At 63.4% G+C, this 24,613-nt stretch carries 17 protein-coding genes and 1 pseudogene; 13 read left to right on the forward strand and 5 right to left on the reverse strand.

All coding sequences use genetic code 11. From position 1 onward, the window contains the following. Positions 1-5 precede the first annotated feature (5 nt). The 6 genes from CFE42_RS08465 (at position 6) to CFE42_RS08490 (ending at position 6,289) form a co-directional block, all read left to right on the forward strand. A complete protein-coding gene (locus tag CFE42_RS08465) occupies positions 6-866 on the forward strand; it encodes an enoyl-CoA hydratase family protein (RefSeq protein ID WP_004632334.1) in 861 nt (286 codons plus the stop codon). 1 nt (position 867) lies between these two features. Further along, complete coding sequence (locus tag CFE42_RS08470) at positions 868-2,043, forward strand: acyl-CoA dehydrogenase family protein (RefSeq protein ID WP_004632333.1); 1,176 nt, start codon at positions 868-870, stop codon at positions 2,041-2,043. A gap of 31 nt (positions 2,044-2,074) precedes the next feature. Then, a complete protein-coding gene (locus CFE42_RS08475) occupies positions 2,075-3,691 on the forward strand; it encodes an AMP-binding protein (RefSeq protein ID WP_004632332.1) in 1,617 nt (538 codons plus the stop codon). Next, positions 3,688-4,107, forward strand: coding sequence for a thioesterase family protein (locus CFE42_RS08480; RefSeq protein WP_004632331.1), 420 nt, complete (start codon positions 3,688-3,690; stop codon positions 4,105-4,107). Before CFE42_RS08475 ends, CFE42_RS08480 begins: the two co-directional genes overlap by 4 nt. Positions 4,108-4,135: 28 nt before the next feature. Continuing rightward, positions 4,136-4,528, forward strand: coding sequence for a RidA family protein (locus CFE42_RS08485; protein ID WP_004632330.1), 393 nt, complete (start codon positions 4,136-4,138; stop codon positions 4,526-4,528). A gap of 627 nt (positions 4,529-5,155) precedes the next feature. Further along, entirely contained in the window at positions 5,156-6,289 is a 1,134-nt protein-coding gene (locus CFE42_RS08490) for a hypothetical protein (RefSeq protein ID WP_004632327.1), read from the forward strand. Positions 6,290-6,509: 220 nt separating this feature from the next. Here the strand turns inward: CFE42_RS08490 and CFE42_RS08495 are convergent, their stop codons facing one another. Next, positions 6,510-8,036: an efflux transporter outer membrane subunit gene (locus tag CFE42_RS08495; RefSeq protein WP_004632326.1), complete on the reverse strand. Its 1,527-nt coding sequence runs from the start codon at positions 8,034-8,036 to the stop codon at positions 6,510-6,512. A gap of 136 nt (positions 8,037-8,172) precedes the next feature. On the opposite strand from CFE42_RS08495, the gene CFE42_RS08500 reads away from it, so the two are divergent. Both CFE42_RS08500 and CFE42_RS08505 read left to right on the forward strand, forming a co-directional pair. Next, the gene (locus CFE42_RS08500) at positions 8,173-9,405 is read left to right on the forward strand and encodes an efflux RND transporter periplasmic adaptor subunit (RefSeq protein WP_004632324.1); all 1,233 of its coding nucleotides are present in this window, start codon (positions 8,173-8,175) and stop codon (positions 9,403-9,405) included. Positions 9,406-9,417: 12 nt separating this feature from the next. After that, a complete protein-coding gene (locus CFE42_RS08505) occupies positions 9,418-12,585 on the forward strand; it encodes a CusA/CzcA family heavy metal efflux RND transporter (protein WP_004632322.1) in 3,168 nt (1,055 codons plus the stop codon). A 29-nt stretch (positions 12,586-12,614) separates the two neighbouring features. Here CFE42_RS08505 and CFE42_RS08510 read toward each other — a convergent pair whose 3' ends face one another. Then, the gene (locus CFE42_RS08510) at positions 12,615-13,220 is read right to left on the reverse strand and encodes a response regulator (protein ID WP_004632320.1); all 606 of its coding nucleotides are present in this window, start codon (positions 13,218-13,220) and stop codon (positions 12,615-12,617) included. Positions 13,221-13,296: 76 nt separating this feature from the next. Here CFE42_RS08510 and CFE42_RS08515 point away from each other — a divergent pair, with 76 nt between their 5' ends. Beyond that, a complete protein-coding gene (locus CFE42_RS08515) occupies positions 13,297-14,904 on the forward strand; it encodes an ATP-binding protein (RefSeq protein ID WP_004632319.1) in 1,608 nt (535 codons plus the stop codon). On the opposite strand, the gene CFE42_RS08520 is transcribed toward CFE42_RS08515, so the two are convergent. Both CFE42_RS08520 and CFE42_RS23910 read right to left on the reverse strand, forming a co-directional pair. Beyond that, entirely contained in the window at positions 14,901-15,824 is a 924-nt protein-coding gene (locus CFE42_RS08520; RefSeq protein ID WP_004632317.1) for a cation diffusion facilitator family transporter, read from the reverse strand. The genes CFE42_RS08515 and CFE42_RS08520 overlap by 4 nt on opposite strands. A 203-nt stretch (positions 15,825-16,027) precedes the next feature. Beyond that, positions 16,028-16,576 (reverse strand): annotated as a pseudogene (locus CFE42_RS23910) (hypothetical protein); the annotation flags it as partial. Between the two features lie 444 nt (positions 16,577-17,020). Between CFE42_RS23910 and CFE42_RS08525 the strand changes: the two are divergent. Then, complete coding sequence (locus tag CFE42_RS08525) at positions 17,021-18,028, forward strand: fatty acid desaturase (RefSeq protein WP_004632315.1); 1,008 nt, start codon at positions 17,021-17,023, stop codon at positions 18,026-18,028. Continuing rightward, positions 17,997-18,842: a PhnD/SsuA/transferrin family substrate-binding protein gene (locus tag CFE42_RS08530; protein ID WP_004632313.1), complete on the forward strand. Its 846-nt coding sequence runs from the start codon at positions 17,997-17,999 to the stop codon at positions 18,840-18,842. Before CFE42_RS08525 ends, CFE42_RS08530 begins: the two co-directional genes overlap by 32 nt. Positions 18,843-19,417: 575 nt before the next feature. Here the strand turns inward: CFE42_RS08530 and CFE42_RS08535 are convergent. Then, positions 19,418-19,666, reverse strand: a complete 249-nt coding sequence (locus CFE42_RS08535) for a hypothetical protein (RefSeq protein WP_024974470.1) — start codon at positions 19,664-19,666, stop codon at positions 19,418-19,420. A gap of 443 nt (positions 19,667-20,109) precedes the next feature. Here CFE42_RS08535 and CFE42_RS08540 point away from each other — a divergent pair, with 443 nt between their 5' ends. Beyond that, entirely contained in the window at positions 20,110-21,741 is a 1,632-nt protein-coding gene (locus CFE42_RS08540; protein WP_004632308.1) for a methyl-accepting chemotaxis protein, read from the forward strand. Between the two features lie 249 nt (positions 21,742-21,990). Then, positions 21,991-24,585: a 2-oxoglutarate dehydrogenase E1 component gene (locus CFE42_RS08545; RefSeq protein ID WP_152458832.1), complete on the forward strand. Its 2,595-nt coding sequence runs from the start codon at positions 21,991-21,993 to the stop codon at positions 24,583-24,585. Positions 24,586-24,613 lie beyond the last annotated feature (28 nt).

Here is a 24,613-nt window from a genome sequence, read left to right on the forward strand (position 1 = left end):
CAATCATGACCGACCCGAATCACCCTGTGGACCCGGCCCTGCTGGCCGGCAACCGCCGCCCGCTGGCGGGTTATCAAGCCAAGCATTTCCTGTGGAGCGTGGAAGGCGGCGTTGCCACCATTACGCTCAACCGGCCGGAGCGCAAGAACCCGCTCACGTTCGATTCGTATGCTGAACTGCGCGACCTGTTCCATCAGCTCAAGTGGGCGGATGACGTCAAATCCATCGTGCTGGCCGGTGCGGGCGACAACTTCTGCTCCGGCGGTGATGTGCACGAGATCATCGGCCCGCTCGTGCAACTGAGGGCGCCCGAGTTGCTGATGTTCACGCGCATGACGGGCGAGCTGGTGAAGACGATGCGCGCGTGCCCGCAGCCGATCGTCGCTGCAATTGACGGCGTATGCGCCGGCGCAGGCGCCATCCTGGCGATGTCTTCCGACCTGCGTCTGGGCACGGCGCGCAGCAAGACGGCGTTCCTTTTCAATCGCGTTGGCTTGGCCGGCTGCGACATGGGCGCCTGCGCGATCCTGCCGCGCATCATCGGCCAGGGCCGCGCAAGCGAGTTGCTTTACACCGGCCGCTCGATGAGCGGTGAAGAGGGCGAGCGCTGGGGCTTTTTCAACCGCCTGTGCGAACCGGCCGAGGTGCTGAGCCAAGCGCAAGCCCTGGCCGCCGATCTGGCCGCCGGCCCGACGTTCGCCAACGGCATCACCAAGACGATGCTGCACCAGGAATGGACGATGACGATCGAGCAGGCCATCGAGGCCGAGGCGCAGGCGCAGGCCATCTGCATGCTGACCGAAGATTTCTCGCGGGCGTATCACGCGTTCGTCGCCAAACAGAAACCGGTATTCGAGGGCAATTGAGATGAGCGACAAGGATTATTTGCAATGGCCCTTCTTTGACGACAAGCACCGCCAGCTCGAAGCCGAGTTGGACGCCTGGGCCACGAAGCACATCGCCCACGACCACGGCCCCGATGTGGATGCCGAATGCCGCGCGCTGGTCAAGTCGCTCGGGCAAGCCGGCTGGCTGCGTCACGCCGTGGGCGGCACGGCGCACGGCGGCGCGGCCGAGACCATCGACACGCGCGCCATCTGCCTGATCCGCGAGACGCTGGCACGCCATTCCGGCCTGGCCGACTTTGCCTTTGCGATACAGGGGCTGGGCTCGGGCGCCATCTCGTTGCACGGCACGCCTGAGCAGCGCGAACGCTATCTGACGAAGGTGGCGCGCGGCGAGGCCATCTCTGCGTTTGCACTGTCCGAACCCGATGCCGGCTCCGATGTCGCGGCCATGGCTTGCGCCGCGCGTGAAGACGGCACGGATTACGTGCTCGACGGCGAGAAGACGTGGATTTCCAACGGCGGCATCGCCGACTTCTACGTCGTGTTTGCCCGCACCGGCGAGGCGCCGGGCTCGCGCGGCATCAGCGCGTTCATTGTCGAGGCCGGTACGCCAGGCTTTGATATTGCAGAGCGCATCAACGTGATTGCGCCGCACCCGCTCGCGCGCCTGCGCTTTACCAATTGCCGCATTCCGGCCAGCCAGCGCGTGGGCGCGGCGGGCGAGGGCTTCAAGGTGGCGATGCGCGCGCTGGATGTGTTCCGCACGTCGGTGGCGGCAGCCGCGCTGGGTTTTGCGCGCCGCGCGCTGGACGAAGCGCTGGCGCGCGCCACCACCCGCAAGATGTTCAGCGGCGTACTGGCCGATTTCCAGCTCACGCAGGCCAAGCTCGCACAAATGGCCACCGCCATCGACAGCGCCGCCTTGCTGACGTACCGCGCCGCGTGGCAGCGCGACCAGGGCCGCAACGTGACGCGCGAAGCTGCCATGGCCAAGTTGACCGCCACCGAAAACGCGCAGCAGGTGATCGACGCCGCCGTGCAGATGTGGGGCGGCCTGGGCGTGGTGAGCGAGCAGCCGGTGGAGCGCCTGTACCGCGAGATCCGCTCGCTGCGGATCTACGAAGGCGCGACGGAAGTGCAGCAACTCATCATCGCGCGCGAACTCCTGCGCGCGGCCACGCCGGCAGCGCACTGACACTGCCCAGCCCAGAGACGGAGAGCTCGCCATGCCCAGCGCCCATATCGACACCTTCGCCCGCGACCGGCTGCCCCCGGCGGAGCTGCAACCGGTGTATCGCTTTGATCTGCCGGCGCTGCAGTTTCCGCCGCAGTTGAACTGTGCGACCGAACTGCTCGACCGCCGCGTTGCCGCAGGCGAGGGCGGCCGCCTCTGCATCCAGGCGCCCGGCATCCGCTGGACATACGCCGATTTCCAGGAGCACGCGAACCGCATCGCCAATGTGCTGGTCAACGAGATGGGCGTCGTGCCGGGCAACCGCGTGCTGCTGCGCTCGCCCAACAGCCCGATGCTGGCCGCCTGCTGGTTTGCCGTGATGAAAGTGGGCGCCATTGCGGTGACGACCATGCCGCTGCTGCGCGCCAAGGAGCTGGGTCAGATCCTGGGCAAGGGCGAGATCGGTTTCGCGCTGTGCGACGCGCGGCTCGTCGACGAGTTGCGCGATGCCGTGACGCAAGCGGCCAAGCCGGTGCAGATGCTGTGTTTTCACGATGACACGCCGGAAGGGCTGGAGGCTGCCATGGCCCGCCAGCCGGTCACCTTCAGCAACGTGGATACGGCGGCGGATGACACGTGCTTGCTTGCCTTTACGTCGGGCACGACGGGCGTGCCGAAAGCGACGATGCATTTTCATCGCGACATCCTCGCCATTTGCGCGTGTTGGCCGCCGCATGTGCTCAAGCCGCGCGCGGACGACATCTTCATCGGCAGCCCACCGATGGCATTTACGTTCGGGCTTGGCGGCCTGCTGCTGTTTCCGATGAGCGTGGGTGCATCGACGGTGCTGCTGGAGAAGGCATCGCCGAACGATCTGGTCGATGGCATCCGCACGTTTGGCGCGACGGTGCTGTTCACGGCGCCTACCACGTACCGCAACATCGCGGCGCGCGGAGACGAGTTGCGCGCCACGCCGCTGCGCCGCTGCGTGTCGGCGGGCGAAGCGCTGCCGGTGGCCACGCGCACGCTGTGGAAGAACGCCACCGGCATCGAGCTGATCGACGGCATTGGCGCGACCGAGATGCTCCATATCTTCATCTCCGCCGCCGACGCCGACGTGCGCCCCGGCGCCACCGGCAAGGCCGTCCCCGGATATGTCGCACAGGTTGTGGACGACGCCGGCAACCCCGTGCCGCCGGGCACCGTGGGCCGCCTGGCAGTCCAGGGCCCGACCGGCTGTCGCTACCTGGCCGACGACCGCCAGCGCGCCTACGTGCGCAACGGCTGGAACCTCACGGGCGATGCATACGTCATGGACGAGGAAGGTTACTTTCACTACCACTCGCGCACTGACGACATGATCATCTCGTCGGGCTACAACATTGCCGCGCCCGAGGTGGAAGACGCGCTGATGCAGCATCCGGCCGTAGCCGAGTGCGGCGTGATCGGCGAGCCCGATGAAGAGCGCGGGCAGATCGTCAAGGCGTTCGTTGTATTGCATCCGGGCCATTCGGCGGGGCCGGAGATGGTCAAGACGCTGCAGGACTTCGTGAAGCAGACCGTGGCCCCGTACAAGTATCCGCGTGCCATCGAATTTCGCGCGAGCCTGCCGCGCAGTGAAGTCGGTAAGCTGCTGCGCTACCGCCTGCGCGAACACGACAAATCATGAGTGACTACCACTTCGAGCGCGCCGCGCGCATCCGCTTTGCACACTGCGACCCGGCCGGCATCGTCTACTTTCCGCAATACCTCGTGCTGTTCAATGGCCTGGTCGAAGACTGGTTTACCGACGGCCTGGGCGTTTCGTATGCGCAGATGCTGGGCCCGCGCCGCATCGGCCTGCCCATCGTCAAGCTGCATTGCGAGTTCAGCGCCATCAGCCGCATGGGCGACGACGTGCAGTTCAAGCTGAAGCTGGAGCGGCTGGGCAATGCGTCGCTTACGTTGGGCCTGGATTGCTGGTCCGGCGACGAACTGCGCGTGCGCTCCCAGCAGGTGCTGGTATTTACCGATCTCAACACGCATCGCGCGATGCCGATGCCGCCCGATGTGCGGCAGGCGATCGAGGCGAGCGTTCAACAGTAGTCGCAACAGAACTGGAAGGAATTGCATTATGGAAGTACTGCTCCCCCCCAACTGGCCGCGTCCGAAGGGCTATGCCAACGGCGTGTCCGCGCGTGGGCGCATGGTGTTCGTGGCCGGCATGATCGGCTGGGATGCGCAGGGCGTGTTCCACACGGATGACCTGGCCGGTCAGGTCCGGCAGGCGCTGCAGAACATCGTCGACGTGCTGGCCGCCGGCGACGCCAAGCCCGAGCACATCGTGCGCATGACGTGGTACGTGACCGACAAGAAGGCCTACGTGGCGGCCTACCCCGAGATCGGCAAGGCGTTCCGCGAACTGATCGGCAGCTTCAGCATTGCGATGACGGCGGTGGAGGTGGGAGCGCTGGTCGAAGACCGCGCGAAGGTGGAGATCGAGGTGACGGCGGTGGTGCCGGATTAGGGCGATCCGCGAACTGATGGGACACAAAAGCGTCCGTACCTGTACAAAAATGTCTGTAGCAACCGCGGGGGTTTGGAGACTGTTGACGCCAGTCCGCTCAACCAACCCCGACACCCCTGTTTCACCAGGCAGAGGACGGTGACCGAATCCGGCCTCTGCCGTTCAGGCGAATCAATGGCCACTTGGCCGGGCGAGTTAGCCGGAGTCTAGAGTTGGCATCTACGCGCCACAAGAAAAAATGGCGTAAGGAGCTCCGCAACGCCCACTGTATCCGCTCCGCATACACGTTCCCTGGCCGCGGATTTACATCTCTTCAATTTGCGTCGCCCTATGCGTTCAATGAGGCTGCTCGTGGCAGGGGCACCGCGTCACCGGCACCGAGGGTATCCGAACAGCATCGAAGAGGTCGATCTTGGCCGCGAGCCAACCCATGACGTCACTGTGCAGGCTACCGCTTCGGGCTCAGTCAGATCGACGAGTTGCCCGCACGAAAACGAATCTCTGAAAAAGGTTCGAGGAACGGCATGAGTCGTATCCTGACAGGCATGCCCCTCCGCCATACGGATACCATTGCGGTGGCAACACCGAGGCCCAAGAACAACCATCGTTCACTTGTCCGCCCCCACCATGAAAACTCGGTGCATCCGTACTGTCCTTCTTGTCCTGGCCGCAACGTGGCTGACGAGCGCTGCGGCCGCCCAGACCTTCACCTGGGGCGTCTGTGGGCATCCAAGCCCGAGCCAGGCACTCTGGAGCGACTACGCCACACAGTTCGCTACGCTGGAGCAGCGCGGCTTGAAGAGCTATCGCTTCGACGTGCCGCTCACGAGGGATGGCTCGGCCGCCACGCAATTGCTGCAGGCGCTGGTGCCGCTGTCCCATGCGCACCACATCACGCTGCACCCGATCCTGTACGTGCCCTTCACTTGGGGCGATGCGACCGACAACGGCCGGTATCCCGACTCAGACGCCGGGCTCGAAGCGCAGGGCTACGATCGCGTGGCGCCGATCGTCCTGCGGTTCGCTGCTGACATTCGCGACTGGGAGCTGCAGAACGAGCTGAGCCTGCGCCAGGGCTTCAAGAGCGGGACGGGCACCACCGCCAGCGACTACGCGACGCCGCTGGCGCATCAATGGGCAACCGTGCTGCGCGGCATGTCGCGCGCCGTGCATGATGTCGGCACCCGTACTGGCCGGCCGCTACGCACGGTGGTCGACACGGTCTACGCAGACTTCGGCCTGATTCCGTTCCTGGAAGCGCAGGGCGCGCGGGTCGACAAACTGGCGTACCACTATTACTACGGTGCCGGCACCAACCCCTACCGGGTCAGTGTCGCAAGGGGAACGATCGATGTCTTTGCCGAGATGAAGAAGATCGGTAAGCCCGTTATCGTCAACGAGTTGAACGCGGCTGAAATCTACGCCCCGCTGCGAGGCCAACCGTATGACGACGCGAAGGCCCTGGTCAGCCTGAAAACGCACATCGGCTACTTGCTGAACCAGAACGACGCCAATATCGAGGGCGCCGAGTTCTACGAGTTGTATGACGAATCCGGCAAAAACGCTGCCGAGTCCAACTTCGGACTGATGAAAACGCCGGCGCAGCCCAAAACCCAGATGCTGCTGGCAACGGTGGCCACGTGCGCGATGTTCTCGGCCAGCGAACACGCAACGCTGGTCTCGCAAGGGCTGTTCACCGAAGCGGACCTGGATGCAAGGCAGGCCAGTTGCAAGACAACTACCGCTGCGCACACCCGCTAGGGACTGCTCACATTTTCAAGAAGGGCCTGATGCGCAGGCTAAGCTCAATGCTGTCGCAAGACGGCTCAATTAGCGTCCGCGCAAAACTCTAAACGTCGATACGCCATCGGAACGTTGGCATCAATAAGTTGCATTGACCCGTTGAAGGCGCACATTTGTGAAATCCCACAGAGTTGACCGTCAGGTCGGGGCACTGACCCTTCGCGCGAAGCCTCGCGCCTCATTGACTTCCGCCCTGTGCGATATCAGCGTGGGGCCGGTTCCACCACCCGCCCCCGAGCGCCTGAAATAGCGCGGCCGTATCGGAAAATCGGTTGGCGCGTGCCGCTATCGTGGCTTGCAGGGCCGTCTGGTAGGCCTGTTCGGCGCTTAGCACGGCGAGGATGTTGACCTGACCGATGGCGCGCTGCTTGTCAGTGATGTCCAGCGTGGTGCGGGCGGCCTGCTCGGCCTTTAGCGCGGCCTTGAGCACGTCGGCATCAGCATCCAGCGCATGGAGGGTATCGGCGACGTTCTGGAAGGCGGAGATGACCGTGCCACGATACTGGGCCTCGGCCTGGTCGACGCCCGCATCGGCGGCGCGTTTCTTGGCCAGCAGCGTGCCACCGTCGAAGAAGGTCTGCGCCACGCCGCCAACCAGGCTCCAGAACACATTGCCCTGCTGGAACATTTGGCTGAATTGAGAGGCTGTTCCGCCCCGGGTTGCAGACAGAGTGAGCTGGGGCAGCATGTTCGCAATGGCCACGCCTACCTGCGCAGTGACGGCGTGCAGTTGTTCTTCCGCAGCGCGAACATCGGGGCGCTGCCGCACCAGATCAGACGGTAGCGACAAGGGCAACGCTTGCGGCAGCGTGAAATCTGCAAATGTGAAAGTGTCCGCGATGCCGTCGCCCGGCAGCTTGCCGGCCAGCGCGGCCAGCAAGTCGCGCTGCACGGCCAGTTGCTTTTGCAAGTTCGGCAGCGCCTGCTCGGCCTGCGCCAGCGCTGATTGTGCGGCGGCCACGTCGAGACCGGTGACGGCACCCAGCGTGAACTGCTTGCGCAGGTTGCCGACCAATTGTGTGTTGATGGCCACGATGCGCTTTTGCGCATCGATCTGCGCCCGCAGCGATGCCTCTTGTACCGCTGCCGCCACGATGTTGGTGGCCAGCGTTAGATAGGCGGCCTCCAACTGGAAGTACTGCGCATCCTCTGCGGCCTTGAGCGACTCAACCTGACGCCGGTTCAAGCCGAACACGTCAGGTGCGTAGCTGACCGTAACCTGTGCCGTGTGCAGGCTATAGATCTCGGCATTCGAGGTGAGCGACGGGGCGATCGTGCCGACCGCATCGCGCTTGCGGGCACCCTGGTACGCGCCCTGCACCAACGGGAAGAACGCGCCCTGCTGCGCACTCGTCTGCTGTTGCGCTATGCGCAGCGCCGCTTGCGCTGCACTCAACGTTGGGCTGGCGGCGAAGGCATTTTCAATGGTCTTGTTCAGCTTGTCCGACTGAAACGTCTTCCACCACTGGTCGGACACCTTCATGCCCGAGACAAAGCGCTGTGCTTCACCCCCCTGCGTGGCGGCAGAAGACGTCTGCTCCGGCAACGGCTGCGGCGTATAGCCGGACACCTTGGGCGCGTCCGGCACCTTGAAATCGGGCCCGACCGCACAGGCGGTGACCAGCAGGCAGGCCACCGCCAGGGTGGTCAGGCGCAGCGAGGCAGAGGTAGAAGGTGACGTGCCAAAGGCAGTTTTGGAGGGCATGCAGGCACCCAGTCTGGACGAATGGCGGCGATTCTAGGGGAGCGGCGATTTGTTGCGAACTGTGATTCATCACAGTAGACCGATCTGCAGGCGGCCCGCATCATGCGGGCCAATTTCTATCGTCTGGGGTATTGCCGTGCAGGTCGATTACAAATCTGCCGCCATCGGTGGCGCTGTTGCCGCGCTGGTCGTTGGCTGCCTGATGTGGGGCTTGGGAGGCCAGAAACGGTCCGAAGCCTCGCCCGCTCCGTCGTCACCATCGTCATATGGAGTGGCGCCCCTGGCTTTGCCGGCAACGGCGTCGCGCGATGGCCAAGCCGTCACGTTGAGCCAGAGTCAGCTCCAGTACATCAAGGTCGCGCCGGTTGAACTACACGACTTTGCCAACCGCCGTGAAGCCGTCGGCAACATCGATTTCAACCAGGACCGTGCCGTCCAGGTCTTCACGTCGTACCAGGGCAAGATTCGCAACACCTACGCCAAGGTGGGCGATACGGTGGCCAAGGGCAAGCCGTTGTTCGACATCGACAGCCCCGACCTGGTGCAGGCGGAATCCACGTTGATCTCCACTGCGGGCACGCGTAAGTTGACCACAGCGGCGCTGGCCCGCGCACGTCAGTTGTTTGAGATTCAGGGCCTTGCGCAGAAAGACCTGGACCAGGCTATCTCCGACCAGCAGGCTGCGGAGGCCGCCTACAAAGCTGCGCGTGAAGCCCTGACCGTGTTCGGCAAGACGCCCGCACAGATGGACCAGATCGTGGAGACGCGCAAGACCGATTCGCTGCTGATGGTGGTGAGCCCGATCTCGGGCCAGGTGACTGCGCGCAGCGCACAGCCGGGCTTGCTCTTGCAGCCGGGCAACGGCACGGCGCCATTCACGGTGGCTGACGTGTCCACCATGTGGATGCAGGCATTCGTGCCGGAAGCCGACGCGCCGTTGCTGCACGTTGGCCAGCCGGTCAAAATTCACGTCATGGCATTTCCGGGCCGGGTCTTCAACGGCAAGATCACCACCGTGGGCGCATCGGTCGACGCCAACACGCACCGCATCCTGGTGCGTTCGGAAATCGACGATCCGAAGCACGAACTGCGCCCCGGCATGTTCACGTCATTCGACATCACCACCGGCGCGCCCATCCAATCACCAGCGTTGGCGATGGACGGCGTGGTGCGTGAAGGCGACGGCACCATGACCGCATGGGTCACGACGGACCGCAAGCGCTTTGTGCGGCGCGTGATCAAGCTTGGCCTGGAACAGGATGGCTTTGTGCAAGTGCTCGAAGGCCTGAGCGCGGGCGAACTGGCCGCCAACGAAGGCGCGCTGTACCTGAGCACGGCGGCTGCCGGCAATTTCAACGGCGCCGACTGAGGGGAGTTCACCGTGCTCAAATCAATTCTCAAGCTATCGCTGCTGCGACGGCCGCTGATCCTGTTGTTTCTGCTGGCATTCGTGGCGGCAGGGCTGTTTGCGTATTCCAAGCTCAACATCGAGGCGTACCCCAACCCCGCACCCGTCATCCTTGAGATCACGGCACAGACGCCCGGCCTGTCGGCCGAAGAAATGGAGCGGTACTACACCGTGCCGATGGAGATCGGCCTGGCGGCGACGCCAGGCGTGGAGAACATTCGTTCTACCTCGTTCTACGGTCTGTCGTTCGTGCGCGTGACCTTCAAATATGGGATCGACTACTACTTTGCTTACACGCAGGCCGCACTTGCCCTCCAGCAGAACGTCAGCCTGCCCAACAACGTGCAACCGCAGATTCAGGCGTCCAGCCTGGTCGGCGAAGTGGTGCGCTATCAGTTGAAGGGGCCGCCGCACTTTGGTTTGACCAACCTGCGCACCCTGCAGGATTGGGTGCTGCAGCGCCGCCTGAAGACCGTACCGGGTGTGGCCCAGGTCGTCAGCTGGGGAGGCACGACCAAGGAGTATGACGTCGAGGTCGACCCAAAGAAGCTGGAAGCCTATGGCGTCACCCTGCCGCAGATGATGACGGCGCTCGGCAATGCCAACATCAACGTCGGCGGGCGCACGATCAACTTTGGGCAGCAGTCGGTCAACATCCGCGGCGTGGGTCTGATCCAAGACGTGAAGGACATCGACAAGATCGTTCTTACGCAGACTAATGGAGTGCCCGTACAGGTCAAGGATGTGGCGAAGACGAAGATCGGTTTCGCGCCCCGTCTAGGCATTGCCGGCCGTGACAATGAAAGCGACGTCGTCACCGCCATCGTGGTGATGAACCGCACCATGCAGACCAACGACGTGGTGGCGCGCGTCAAGGCAGAGCTGGACAAGATCAACACCGATGGCACGCTGCCGGCAGGCGTGAAGGTCGAGCGTTACTACGACCGCTCGGAGCTCGTCTCCGTCACCACGCACACGGTCATGCATGCGCTGCTGTTTGGCTGCCTGCTGGTGTTCTTCATCCAATGGATCTTTCTGGGTGATTTGCGCAGCGCCATCATTGTCAGCGCGAACATTCCGTTTGCGCTGTTCTTCAGCATCCTGATCCTCTTGCTGACCGGCGAATCGGCCAACCTGCTCTCAGTGGGCGCGGTGGACTTCGGGATCATCGTCGATTCCTCCGTCATCCTGGTCGAGAACATCTTCCGCAACTTCCAGATGCCGGCGGCGGAGCAGACGCGCCTGCTGATGAGTCGCGACGCGAAGGTGCTCGGCCTCCGTGTGCCGGAGCGCTTGCGCATGATTTTCGTCAGTGCGCTGCAGGTGGATCGCGCCGTGTTCTTCTCCGCCTTGATCACCGTCGCGGCGTTCGTTCCGCTGTTCACCATGCAGGGAGTGGAAGGTCAGATCTTCGGGCCGATGGCGCGTACCTATGGCTACGCGTTGGCGGGCGCGCTCATCGCCACCTTCACGGTCACGCCGGCGCTGTGCTCGTACCTGCTGCCCAAGAAGATTGAAGAGAAGGAAACCTGGCTCGTGCGCGCACTGCACAGGCTCTACCAGCCTGCGCTGAAGTGGTCCCTATCCAACCGGCGCATTGCCGTGACGATCGGCGCGGTCGTGCTGGCGGCGACCGCGGCGCTCATGCCGCTGCTGGGCACGGAGTTCCTGCCCGCGCTTGAAGAAGGCAACCTGTGGATCCGGCTCACCATGCCGCAAACGGCGTCGCTGGAATCGGGCGTGGTACCGGTCTCGCGCATGCGTCAAATCCTCCTTAAGCACCCCGAGGTGCGCACGGTGGTGTCGGCCCATGGTCGCCCCGACGACGGCAGTGATGCCGCCGGCTTCTACAACGCCGAGTTCTTCGTGCCGCTCAAACCTTTCGACCAATGGTCGGCGGGGATGACCAAGGAGAAGCTGATCGCGCAGGTGCAGAAAGAGTTCACCAGTGAGTTCACCGGGGTCGGCCTGAATTTCTCGCAGTACATCCAGGACAACGTGGAAGAGGGATTGTCTGGCGTGAAGGGGGCGAATTCGGTCAAGATCATCGGCCCGGATCTGCAGGTGCTGGAGCGGCTGGCCGATCAGGTGCAAAGCGAGATGAGCCGCGTCAAAGGCATCACCGACCTGGGCATCTTCCGTGTGCTGGGTCAACCGAACCTGAACGTGCGCATCAACCGTGAGGCGGCCGCGCGCTATGGACTGAACACGGGGGATGTGAATACCGTGGTCCAAGCGGCGCTGTCGGGTTCCCAGGCCACCACCATCCTGGAAGGCGATCGGCAGTTCGCACTGACGGTGCGGCTGGCCCCGGAGTACCGCGCCACGATCGATGCGGTGCGCAACATCCGCGTCGCCTACTCGAACGCGAACGGCGGCAACGCCTACATTCCACTCTCGGCGCTGGCTGACATCACGCTGGATACGGGGGCGTCGTACATCTATCACGAGAAGAACGCCCGCTATATTCCGGTCAAGTTCAGCGTGCGCGGGCGCGACCTGGGCGGCACGGTCGAAGAAGCGCAGCAGCGCATCGCCCAGCACGTCAAGTTGCCGCAGGGCTACCGCATCGAGTGGGCAGGTGAGTTTGAAGAACTCGAACAGGCCAAGCAGCGGCTCGCGGTCATGGTGCCGATCAGCATTCTGTTGATTCTGGTGCTGCTCTATGGGTTGTTCAATTCGCTGCGCGATAGCCTGATGGCGCTGGCCGGTATTCCGTTTGCGATTACCGGTGGGGTCGCGGCCCTGTTCCTGACGGGGTTGGACTTCAGCGTCTCGGCGGCAATCGGCTTTGTCTCGTTGTTTGGGGTGTCCGTGATGGACGGCATTCTGATGATCACCTACTACAACGACTTGCGCCGAGAGCGCGACCTCCAGCCCACGGAAGCCATGTTCCATGCGGCGCAACAGCGGATGCGGCCCATGCTGATGACCGCGCTGTCAGCGTGTATCGGCCTGTTCCCGGCGGCTATTTCCACGGGCATCGGCAGCCAGGTGCAGCGGCCACTGGCCACCGTGGTTGTGGGCGGCATGCTGGTGGGCCCGTTGATGCTGCTAGTGATCGTGCCGGCCCTGCGGATGGTATTCCTCGGCAAGGAGCCGCCGCCTGAAGAGCCGACCCTTGAGGAAGCGCCGGTCTGAGCGATGGCCGCCGCTTCGTGCGGCGGCCCCTACGGTTTGATGATGCCCGAGCTGGAAGCCCTGACCACGGCTTCGATGCGCGTGGCGACGCCCAGCTTTTCGCGCGCATTGTCCATATGGAAATCGACCGTGCGCTTGGAGAGCCCAAGAATCGTGGCAATCTCACCCGATGTCTTGCCGCGCGCAGACCATGCCAGCACCTCGGCCTCGCGCTCGCTCAGTTGTACGGGCGGATGCGCGGTATGCGTGCGCGGCCGTCTGGCGAGCCGTGTTTGCACAATGCTAATCAGGATTTCGAAGTCGACCGGTTTGGTCACATAGTCATCAGCACCCAGGCGACGCCCACGCAGTTCGGACTCGCGTTGCGCCATCGCCGTCAGAAAGACGAACGGAATTTCGGCATAACGTGGCGCAAGCGTGCGCAATTGCTCCAGCAGTTCGAAGCCGGTCATGCCCGGCATGCCCACGTCGCACAGCACCAGATCAGGGGCTTCGCGCAGGAGCATCGCCAGCCCGGATTCGCCGTCGTGCGCGGTGATGACGGTATAGCCGTGTTCGGCCAGTTCTTCGGTGATCAACTCGGCGGTTTCAACGTCGTCTTCAATGCAGAGGATCTTCGGGCTGGCTGGCATCATGGAGATTCCGCCTGGTGGTATGGTGACTGACGCTTCGCTCACGACATTGTCAGGGAAACTGCGCAGGACATTACCTATGCAATCGCCAAACAGGGCCCCAGCCGCGCCAGACGGGCGGCGCTTTGGAATCGAATCTCCGTCGATCCTGCGTCCCATCCGCGTCCGGCTGACGCTGGTGTTCGTGATCTTTTTGCTGCTGGTGGTCGGCGTCGGCGCTTTCAGTATCGACCAATTGGCCAGTTTCCACAGCGTATCTGCGCAAATCAGCGGGCGCTGGCTTCAAAACAGCCGGATTCTGGGCGACCTCAACAACTACATCTCGGATTATCGCGCGGCCGAAGGCGATTTTCTAATCGCTTCATCACGTGCCGATCTGCGAGCCGCAGACGAACAGGTCGCCATGCTCGACAAAGCGATTGCCACGTCCCAGGCCCGCTACGACAAGATCGAGCACGACAGCCCCGAGCGCGAGCTTTACAGCCAGTTTGTCACCCAATGGAACACGTATCGCGAGCTTGCGCGACGGCTGATGATTTCTGCCAAGGCAGGCGACGTAGCGGGTGCTACGCGGCTCTATCACACGGACTCCAAGCATGCTTTCGACTCGGCCAACGACACCTTGGGTGTGATGACCGAACGCAGTGTCGCTGGCGCCACGGCAGAAACCGAGCGAGAGGCGCAGGCCTACCACGATGCGCGGCAACTCATAGTTGGGGCGATCGTGGTGGCGGCGTGTCTGGTCGTGTTGGCCGTGATTTATCTTGTCTACGCCGTGTCGCGCCCGATTGCCGCGCTGGTGGATCGCATGCACCGCGTTGCCAACAACGATACCCAGATCGACATCCCAGGCGTGGACCGCCACGACGAGATTGGTGACATCGCGCAAGCCGTGGCGCGTTTTCGAGAAAACACAATTGAATTGGGTCGCAGCAAGGATGCATTGATCGCCCAAGCCGCCGTATTGCAGGAGACGCTCGACAAAGAGCGTCGCATGGCCGAGTTGCAACGCAATTTCGTCTCAATGGCATCGCATGAATTCCGCACGCCGCTGGGCGTGATTGACGGCCAGGCTCAGCGCCTGATCCGCATGCGTGACGCGTTGCCGCCTGAGGTGCTGGAAGAGCGCTGCGAGAAAATCCGGGCTGCCGTGCAGCGCATGACGCACCTGATGGATCACCTGCTCGACTCTTCGCAGTGGCTGGATTCCACGACGCCCGCAGCGATGCGGCGCACCGATTTCCCGCTTGCAGCGCTTCTGACCGAGGTTTGCGAAATGCACTTGGAAGGCACGCCGAGCGCACGGATCGAGTCGTGCGTAGAGACTGATGAGCCGAACACATTCTTCGGCGATGCCCGGCTTCTGTTCCAGGCCTTCAGCAATCTTGTCGGCAACGCCGTTAAATACTCGCCGCCAGGCGCACCGGTCAGCGTGCGTATGCGCAGCGATGCCGACGGTGTATCCGTGACAGTGGAAGACCGGGGCCTGGGCATACCCGAGCGCGATATCGAGCGTTTGTTCGAGCGCTATGTGCGTGGTGGCAACGTTGCGGGGACGGTCGGGGCAGGTGTAGGGCTTTATTTGGTGAAGCTGGTAGTGGAATTGCACCGAGGGACGATCACCGTGACCAGCGAAGAAGGCAAAGGCTCAACATTCAACGTGTTCTTACCGCGGCTCAAAGGCTAGCTTGTACCGGCTGGGAGCCCGTTTACGGGATCGACGTGGGTCATGACATTGAGAACATCACGTCTTTGCATAACGCGTCGCCTCGCTTCGAGCGCGATGTCGTGACCGACCTTCACGGTTGCGGTGCTTTCGATCTCCAAGTGCGCGTCAACCAGGATCATGTCGCCCATTTTGCGTGTCCGCACGTCATGAACGCCAAGCACGCCTGGCGTGCCGAGTATCACTTCCCGAATTTCGCTGGCTGTCTCTTGATCGACGGCTCTGTCCATGAGGTCGTGCAGGGCATTCGAGCCAAACTGCCAGCCCATTCTCGCCACCATTAACCCGACAACGAATGCGGCCACTGGATCGAGCAGGTGGAATCCAAGCAAATTGCCGACGATGCCGAGTGCAACCACCAATGAGGAGGCTGCGTCGGAGCGGGCGTGCCATGCGTTCGCTATCAGCATGCTGGAGCGTACGCGCTCCGCAACGGCCAGCATGTACCGGAACAACAGTTCTTTGCTCACCAGTGCGCCCAGTGCGACCCACAAGCCGACCAATTTCACATGTGAGATCGACTCCGGATGCTCCAGCTTGGTCACCGCACCCCAGAGCATTCCGACGCCTACGGTGAGTAGCAGCAAGCCCAATACCAGGGATGCTGCTGTCTCGAATCGAAGGTGACCATAGTGATGTTCCGCATCCGGTTCCTTCTGACTATGGTGTCCAGCAAAGAGAACGACGAAATCCGAAACCAGGTCGGAAAGCGAGTGGATCGCGTCGGCGATCAACGCTTGTGAATGGGCAAGAACGCCGGCAACCAGCTGCGCAGCCGTTAGGGCCAAATTGACACCCACGCTGACGAGCGTGCTGCGTTTCGCCGCGCGCTTCATGGCGGGCGTTTCGCTGTCGAGATCAATCTCGGTTGGCTGTTGCATGGTCTTGTTTGTCTGATGGACGAGGACAGATCACCTTGAGGGCGAGCGCCTGAATTTGTCCGCGATCATAGGGGGAGAGCGGGCCGTGTGGGAAATAACCGGGAGCGGCAGAAAAGAATCCGCATGAGAGGCGTTCGCATTCGCTGTTGCATTGGTTGGCACCACTGCAATGCCAGGGCTCGCATGTGCATCAAGACAATTCGCTAATGCGCCAGGATCGGCTTGCCGAATAGTGACGGCAGGAAATCATCCAGGAAGAACAACACCTGAATATTTGCGCCGACACCTCGCGTCGAACCGTGGGTTGTAGGAAGGCCCGGTTCCGCGGCGACCTGCCACGTATCGCTGACATAGGGGATCCCTGGGTTGACGGTGCCGCGCGTGCGTTGCCCCGTGGTGAGTCGAGCGCGAACTCAATCAAGGGAATCCATTGGCGGAGGGGATCCTCCTTGGGGAGCACGCCTGACGCAAATCGATCCGTCAAATACAGCGTGCTGTACTCCAGCGCGAATCTCCAGTGCACCGTGGTGACATTGGCCGTCCTTACAGTGTTGAACTGCCGCGTCGTCGGGTCATAGCTCAAGTTGTTCGACGTCTTACCTGTCGGCACGGCCACGCTGACACCCGCCGTAATGCCCGCCGGCCGCAACCAAGACCCTGCGTCAGGCAAGGCGCCGAACCCCTGGGCCTATATAGAGGCTCGGGGCGATGGTCGCTGAAATGTTGGCGCCGAGCCGTTTAGCCCCGGTATGAAGCCACTGGGCCGCGTAAGTCCAGCCGCTTCCGCGAGTGAGCGATAGTGCGCATGCATCACTGAGAAAGGCTTCACCTTGTCACACGTGACAAGTCAATGGGTCTGCGCGCAACTTCCAGCGCATGGGGGTTTCCATTCCATAGTGGCATTTGCGTTGAATAGTCCGGCCAACGAGGCGCCATGCGGTTGGCCGGAATTTGTGTCTCTTGTTTGTCCGTCGACGAGTCTCCTTGGTACAGACTTTCCTTTCCGCCAAGGTGGGAGCGGCTCAATCAAATCAACGCTTTATCGACGATTTTGGTACAGCCTTTTTTGTCTGCCGTTAAAACGCCATGTGCGCTGCCGATGGAGTGCCACATATCGTTATCGGCAATCCTTCGTTCCGGTCGCGCGGGGCCGGCCCGTATGCTGTGCTTTCGTTCCACCACGCAAGCATGCACGCATGGCCATTTATCTTGACGACCGACAGCGCACGGAGCTGGCGCAGGCCGCCCGTCACTGGCTGTGGCGCACGGAGCTGCCGACGTGGCTGCTGATTGCCACGGTCTATGCCACATGGTTTGGCGTTGCCACGCATGTGCGGCAACTCGGTTTGCCGCTGGCGTGCGTGCTGCTCACGTTATGCACCACGTGGTACCTGTCGTTGCAGCACGAGCTGCTGCATGGTCACCCCACGCGCCTGCCGTGGCTCAATGCCTTGCTCGGCGCCGCGCCGCTGGGCATCTGGCTGCCATATGGCCTGTACCGGCGCCTGCATCTGCGGCACCACGAGGCTGAACTGACGCACCCGGACACCGATCCGGAGAGCTACTTCCTCTACGCCGTCGATTGGCATGCGGCCAGTCCGGCAATGCGCAAGCTGTATGCCGCGCGCAATACGCTGGCCGGGCGGATGTTGCTGCAACCCGCGTTCTCGATTCTCACCATTGCAGCGGATGCTTGCGCAAAGCTGCGCTCGGGCGACTGGCGCGACGCGCCCATGTGGGCGGCCCACCTGCTTGCGGTCGCGGTGCTGCTCGTCTGGCTGCAGACGGCCTGTGGCCTGCCTGCCTGGCTCATGCTGCTGGGCGTGGCTTATCCGGCGCTGTCGTTGGCGGCGATCCGCTCTTTCCAGGAGCATCGCCCGGCGGATTCCCACGCCACCCGCAGCGTCATCAACGACGCCGGCTTGATGTGGCGGTTGCTGTTTCTCAACAACAACTACCATCTGGTGCACCACGACCTGCCTTCCGTACCGTGGTTTGCATTGGCATGGGTCTACCGTCGGCGCGCTGACGACTACCTCGTGCGCAACGGCGGCTTCCATGTCCGCGGGTATCGGGAATGGCTGATCCGCTACGCGCTGCGTGTGGCGGCGCCGGTAGCGCATCCGCTATTCCATGGTCCTTCCGATCGGCACATGTATGCGCCGCGTTCCTATGGCGGGTATCGCGAATATGGCGAAGCGTGAGCGCTGGGTGGCAGCCCTCCCGATGTACAACGTCTCTGCGTCGTTGCGGGACGACTGGGCCACGCTGATCGAGCGGACAGCCCGGGCGCTGGGCCGGGGTACATCGCCCGTGATGCTGGACACCGTGGACCCGGGCGAGAGCCCCGACGCGCTGCACGTGTTCTGGCGGCGCGACGACGTATTGCTGTCGCAAACCTGCGGCTACCCGTTGATTCGCGGGTTGGCATCGCGGGTACAGCTGATCGGCACGCCCCGGTTTGTGGTGCCCGGCTGCCACCAGGAAGCCTATAGCAGTGCAATCGTGGTTCGCGCCAAAGATGGCCCCACCACCCTGGCCGCATGCCGGGGCGCGCGGGTGGCCTGCAACAGCCCCGATTCGCACAGCGGTATGAATGCGCTGCGGCACGCAGTCGCGCCACTGGTGCGCGGCGCGCGGTTCTTCGGGGCGGTCGTGCACACGGGATCGCACTTGCGGTCGTTGGCGGCCGTTGCCGACGACGAGGCCGACGTTGCCGCCATCGATTGCGTGACGCTGGCCTTTGCCGCTGAGCACAGGCCAGACCTGGTTGCGGGGCTACGGCAGATTGGCTCGACACGGCATGTGGCCGGCCTGCCCTTCATCGCCTCGCGCCGCGCAGGTGACACGCTGGTGCAGCGCGTGAGGAACGCAATGCGCCAAGCCTTGCACGATGACGCCGGCCTGCGTTCCAGACTCCGCCTGGAAGACATCGTGCCGACCACGATGGCGCACTACCGGCCCATCGCCGTGATGGCACGCGAGGCGCGCATGCGCGGGTACGGGGAACTGGGCTGAGATTTCCCGAACGTCTCCAGGCCGAGCCGGTGAAAAGCGGTCGCGCATTGCGCACCGGCATCGAAGAGTCGTGCGCGAGCCAGAAAAACAGCCGATGACGGGCCTTTCTGGTCCGAACGTGGGCCTTCAACAGTCATGCTCGAACCTCTGTGGGCGGAGTGCGAGCCTCGAACACTCGCCCTCCGCAGTCCAAGCTCGAAAATTTCGACCTCTGACTGCCGGCTTCAAGCCTCGGGCGGTGGAACGTCAGCCTCAACGGGCCAACGTCGAGTGTTTGAGGGCCATGCGCCAATGTCTGACGGTGGCGTGTCGCTCTCAGACTGTCGAGATCGAATGTTTGAGATCGATTGGTGGATGCGATTGATGCCAACGTTTCGATATCGCTCGGGGCCGCGATGTCGATCCGCAGACGCGGGACGTGTTAGCCGCCATCGAGCGGCGGGGCGACGGCCAGTAACAACAGATTGACGCATTCCCGTGACGGACGGGAATGCCAGGTTTTTCCAGAACGCCCGCAGCAATTCGCACGGCCGCCGTCACAGCCGCTCTATCGGCGTTCCCATCTCCTTAACTGTTCAAGAACGACATCGCACGGATTTACCGGCGCGCTTGGCGCGAGGGCCGCGCTCGGTCAGCGGATTTCCGTGTTCGTTGACCTGGGAATAGATCGCGGCCAGGGCAGGTTGAACCTTGCGCATGCGGATCCGGTAGAACATCAACGCAGCCGACATCACAGCCAGCAAGACACCGGAGGCCGGTCCGATGATGTTGGCGCGCTTCCAGCGTGGTGCATCATCAGCCGGGCGGCGCGCGTGACCGCACACTGGGTAGCTCGATTTCCATCCGCATACGAGAATTAAAATAATTTCATATCGAAAGTTTTTGCGCCGCCACGATTCACAAAAGCGCAGATTTGGTGCGCGTTCATCCTCTTGGTTTTGCTCGGATGTGCCGCCAAGCCAATACTGGCGTCACGCAGCTCACGATCAGCACGGACCCCTTCCGCCGAGAGCACAGGTTTGAAGCGCGCTGCTGCCCTGGCATCGCATTCAAGATTCCTCCTGACGTGCCGTCATTTCCCATCAAAGCAGCCTGGGCAATCTTGCGGCGCGACGGCTTTGAAGATCGGTCAACGACAGCCGCACCTGTCTTCAAGATGCTCCTGCTTCAACGCATGCACCTGATTGCATCGCCAGATGGCCACGGCGATGGCGTTGCCCAGGTCATGACGTCTCTCTCTGACGCCGCTGAAACAGGAATGAAGCAAATGAGAATCTCGGATATGAAGATCGGGGTGCGCCTCGGTGCAGCGTTCGCGCTTGTCGTGGCGCTGCTGATCGGGACTGCCGCGGTGGGCATCCAACGGCTGGACGACAACAACACGAAGATGGGCCGGATCGTCAGCGAGCGCTATTCGCTGATCGCGCTGAGCAACCAGATCAAGAACAACGGCTACAAGGCCAACGGCATTCTCAGCAATCTGCTGCTGGCCACGTCGGCCGACCAGAAAGCGAAGTACATGAGCGACTACGCGGCCATCCGCCAGGCCAACGGACAGGCGTATGGCCGGCTGGAGAAGATGCTGACGACCGATGCGGGCAAGGCGCTCTTCAAGGAACAGTTCGAGGCGCGCTCCGCTTACGGTGCGAGCGTGCGCAAGTTCTTTGAGCTGATCGATGCCAACAAGCCCGAAGACGCACGCGTTCTGTACCAGGGCGACATGAGCCGCCTGCAAGACCAGTACTACGTGCTGGTCGACAAGATGGTGGATCACCAGGCCAGCGAGATGGAGCACGACGTGGGCGAAGCCGCCGCACAAGGTGCCAACGCGAAGATCCAGATGATCGTACTGGCCGTGCTGGCAACGCTGCTTGCCATTGCAACAGGTGGCTTCATCACCCGCACGATCACCGGCCCGATCCACCGTGCCGTGCATCTGGCCGAAGCCGTGGCGCAGGGCGACCTGACGCACCGTCTTGAAGTTGGCGCACAAGACGAGATCGGCCGCCTGCTGGCCGCGCTCAAGCACATGACCGAGAACCTGCATGGCATCGTCGGCCGTGTGCGCGGCGGAACGGACACCATCACGCGCGCATCGCGCGAGGTGGCGAGCGGCAACATCGATCTCTCAAGCCGGACCGAACAGCAGGCCAGCTCGCTGGAAGAAACGGCGGCGGCCATGGAGCAGCTCACCTCCACCGTCAAGCAGAACGCCGACAACGCGCAGGAAGCCAGCCGCCTGGCGTCCAACGCATCGCTGGTGGCCGCCAAGGGCGGCGATGCCGTGGGCGAGGCGATCGAGACCATGAGCACCATCAATGCGTCGTCACGCAAGATCGTCGACATCATCGGCGTGATCGACAGCATCGCGTTCCAGACCAACATCCTGGCACTGAACGCCGCCGTGGAAGCCGCGCGCGCGGGCGAGCAGGGCCGCGGCTTTGCTGTGGTGGCTGGCGAGGTGCGCAGCCTGGCGCAGCGCAGTGCCGCAGCGGCCAAGGAGATCAAGGCGCTGATCGAAGATTCGGTCAGCCACGTCGGCACCGGCACCGCCAAGGTGGAAGAGGCCGGCCAGATCATCCGCGACGTGGTGGCCGGTATCCAGAACGTGACGAACATCGTTTCCGAGATCAGCGCATCGAGCCGTGAGCAGAGCGAAGGCATCGAGCAGATCAACGAGGCCATCACGCAGATGGACAAGGTCACGCAGGAAAACGCCTCGCTGGTGGAAGAGAGCGCGACATCGGCGCAGGCCCTGCAGGACCAGGCCGATCAGCTGGCCGAGATGGTCAGCGCCTTCAGGCTGCATGGCGACATGCCGGGCCATGCGCATGGCGTGCAGGGCGAGACGGCCACCGTGGCGCAGGCTGGCTGGGCGCGAGCACAAACACTTTCGTAATTCGTAGTTGTCGTTGTCGCAGTGATGTTGCAGTCAGCAGTCCAACGGAGGAGGCACGGGCCATCGCCAGGCGGCTCGTCACAGAAGGAATCGACGTAGCGCCTGCCTTGGCGTTTCGAACGGTCCCGCCATTTGCCGAACAGGTGTCTGCTGCGCAACCGCTGTGCTGGTTGGAGGATTGCGCGCGCGGGTGCGCCGGAGTGCCGATGGTGGGACCCACCCACGGTGTCTCTTATCTCCTGAACAACCATGTCTTCGCACGCTCCTCAAATGGCCGACCCGGGTTCGGCCGCAGCGTTTGACCCGTCCAACGCGCCGGCCGGCACTGCCGCGGCGGCGCCCCCATCCACCGCTGTCACGCAGTTGATCGATGCCTATCGCGAGCATGGGCATCGGCGCGCGCGCCTGGACCCGCTCGCACGCGCGCCCCTGCCCGACGTGCCCGAGCTTCGCCTGCGGTTTCATGGCCTGGACCCTGCGCAAAAGCGCGAGCCGGCAAGCACCGTCCTGCCCACTGCGACGACGATGCAGGCGCTCGAATGGCAGCTCAAGCGGGTGTACTGCGGCACGACCGGTCTCGATTGCAGCAGCGTGCGCAAGCGCCAGCGCCGTGCGTGGCTCTACGCCCGCATGGAGGCAGAACTGCTGGCGCCGCCGCTCGCCCCCGACCGCAAGCGTTGGCTGCTGCGCCGGCTGGTGGCGGCGGAGATGTGGGAGCGTCTTGCCGGTGGCACGTTCGCGCACGCCAAGCGGTTCTCTCTGGAGGGCTGCGAGAGCCTGGTGCCGCTGCTCGATACGCTGGTTGAGGAAGGTGCCGGCCACGGCGTGCGGCAGGTGTTTCTCGGCATGCCGCATCGTGGGCGCTTGAACACGCTCGTCAACGTGATGGGTGTTGATGCGCGTGGCATGCTCGATCGGCTCAATCCGGATTCGGACATTGCGTTCACCCAGCGAGACCTGCCCTATCACCTCGGTGGTCGTGCGCATCGGTTGGTGGGCGACGACGAGGTGGCGCTGGTGCTGGCGCCCAATCCATCGCATCTGCAGAGCGTGTACCCCGTGGTGTGCGGCATGGCCCGCGCGCATGTGGACGAACACCCCGGCACACCGTGCCTGCCGGTGATGGTGCACGGCGATGCGGCGTTCGCGGGGCAAGGCGTTGTCATGGAGACCCTCAACCTGACCCGCCACGGTGGCTATACGGCAGGCGGCGTCGTGCACGTGATCGTCAACAACCAGATCGGCTTTACAACACCCAACGTGATGGACGTGCGTGCGCACGACTACTGCACCGACGTGACGCGCATGGTTGATGCGCCGGTGCTGCACGTCAACGCCGATGACCCCGAAGCCGTCATGCGTGCCGCACGCATTGCCATTGCGTACCGCATGGAGCATGGCGCCGATATCGTCATCGATCTGATCGGCTATCGCCGCCTCGGGCATTCTGAGCACGACACGCCCGCAGTGACGCAGCCCGCGCTGCACGCCGCCATTGCGGCGCACCCGACCGTCACGGAGCTGTATCACGCCGCCAGCGCGGAACCGGCGCGGCTGGCCGATCTGCGTGATGCGGCCGTGCGCGACTTGCACGCAGGCGCTGGCGCTGCGCTGGGTGAAGCTGACGTTTCGCTGCCGCACGGTGCGGCGCGCCGCCAGCTTCAGCCGTTGTCATCGCAGCGCGTGCAGGCATTGACGCAGACGCTGACCACACCGCCCGACGACGTGCTCCTGCACGACGTTGTGCGCGGACTGTGCGAGCGCTGGCGCGCTACGGTCTCGAGCGACGCGCATACGGTCGATTGGTGCCTGGCTGAAAACCTCGCGCATGCCACGCTGCTGGAAGACGGGCACAGCATCCGGCTGTCCGGCATGGATGTGGGGCGCGGCACGTTCATGCATCGGCACGCGGTGTGGCAGTCGCAGGCGTCACTGTCCGACGACGGCGACCGGTACGTTCCGCTGCAGCACGTGGCGCCGTGCCAAGGCACCTTCGACGTCATCAACTCGCCGTTGTCGGAAGAGGCGGCGCTGGGCTTCGAATACGGCTACAGCGTGCAGACCCGAACGCGGCTGACCTTGTGGGAGGCGCAGTTCGGCGACTTCGTCAACGGTGCACAGGTCTTCATCGACCAGTACATCGCTTCGGGTGAATACAAATGGGGTTGCCAGTCTGCGTTGGCCATGTTGCTGCCGCACGGCCACGAGGGTATCGGGCCGGAACACTCCAACGGATTCCTGGGGCGTTTCCTGCAGCTTTGCGCGGATGGCAACATGCGCGTCGTCATGCCCTCGACGTCGGGCCAGTGGTTCCACCTGCTACGCGAGCACGCCGCGCGGGCGACGCCCAAGCCGCTGATCGTCATGTCTCCAAAGACGGAACTCCATGGCAACGGGCGTTCGCATTCGCCCCTGCAGGACCTGATCGACGGGCGTTTCATGCCGGTGCTGGCCGACGCCTCGGCGGTCGATCCGCAAACCGTCACGCGTGTGGTCTTGTGCAGCGGTAAGTTCTTCTACGAACTGCACGCGCAGCGCGAGCGCGAGGCCCGCGCGGATGTGGCGCTCGTCCGCGTTGAGCAGCTCTATCCGTTTCCGCAGGAGGCACTTGTGGCCGCGCTGGCGGCATTCCCTAACCTGAAGGAGATCGTCTGGGCGCAGGAGGAGGACGCCAACCAAGGCGCATGGCGCTTCGTGCGCGACGCGCTGCAGACGTGTCTGCCGGAGGGGAGCCGACTGGCCAGTGTGTGCCGCAGCGCGACGCCGTCGGGCGCGCATGCGTCGGTGCGCGCGCACCAGGCGGAGCAGCGTCGCCTGGTGGCTGCCGCGTTCGGCGCGTTGTGATAGCCGGAAGCTGATGCAGGAAGCTCGA

The organism is Ralstonia sp. PBBBR1, from assembly GCF_002256165.1.
In the GTDB taxonomy this organism is placed as follows: Bacteria; Pseudomonadota; Gammaproteobacteria; order Burkholderiales; family Burkholderiaceae; genus Ralstonia; species Ralstonia thomasii.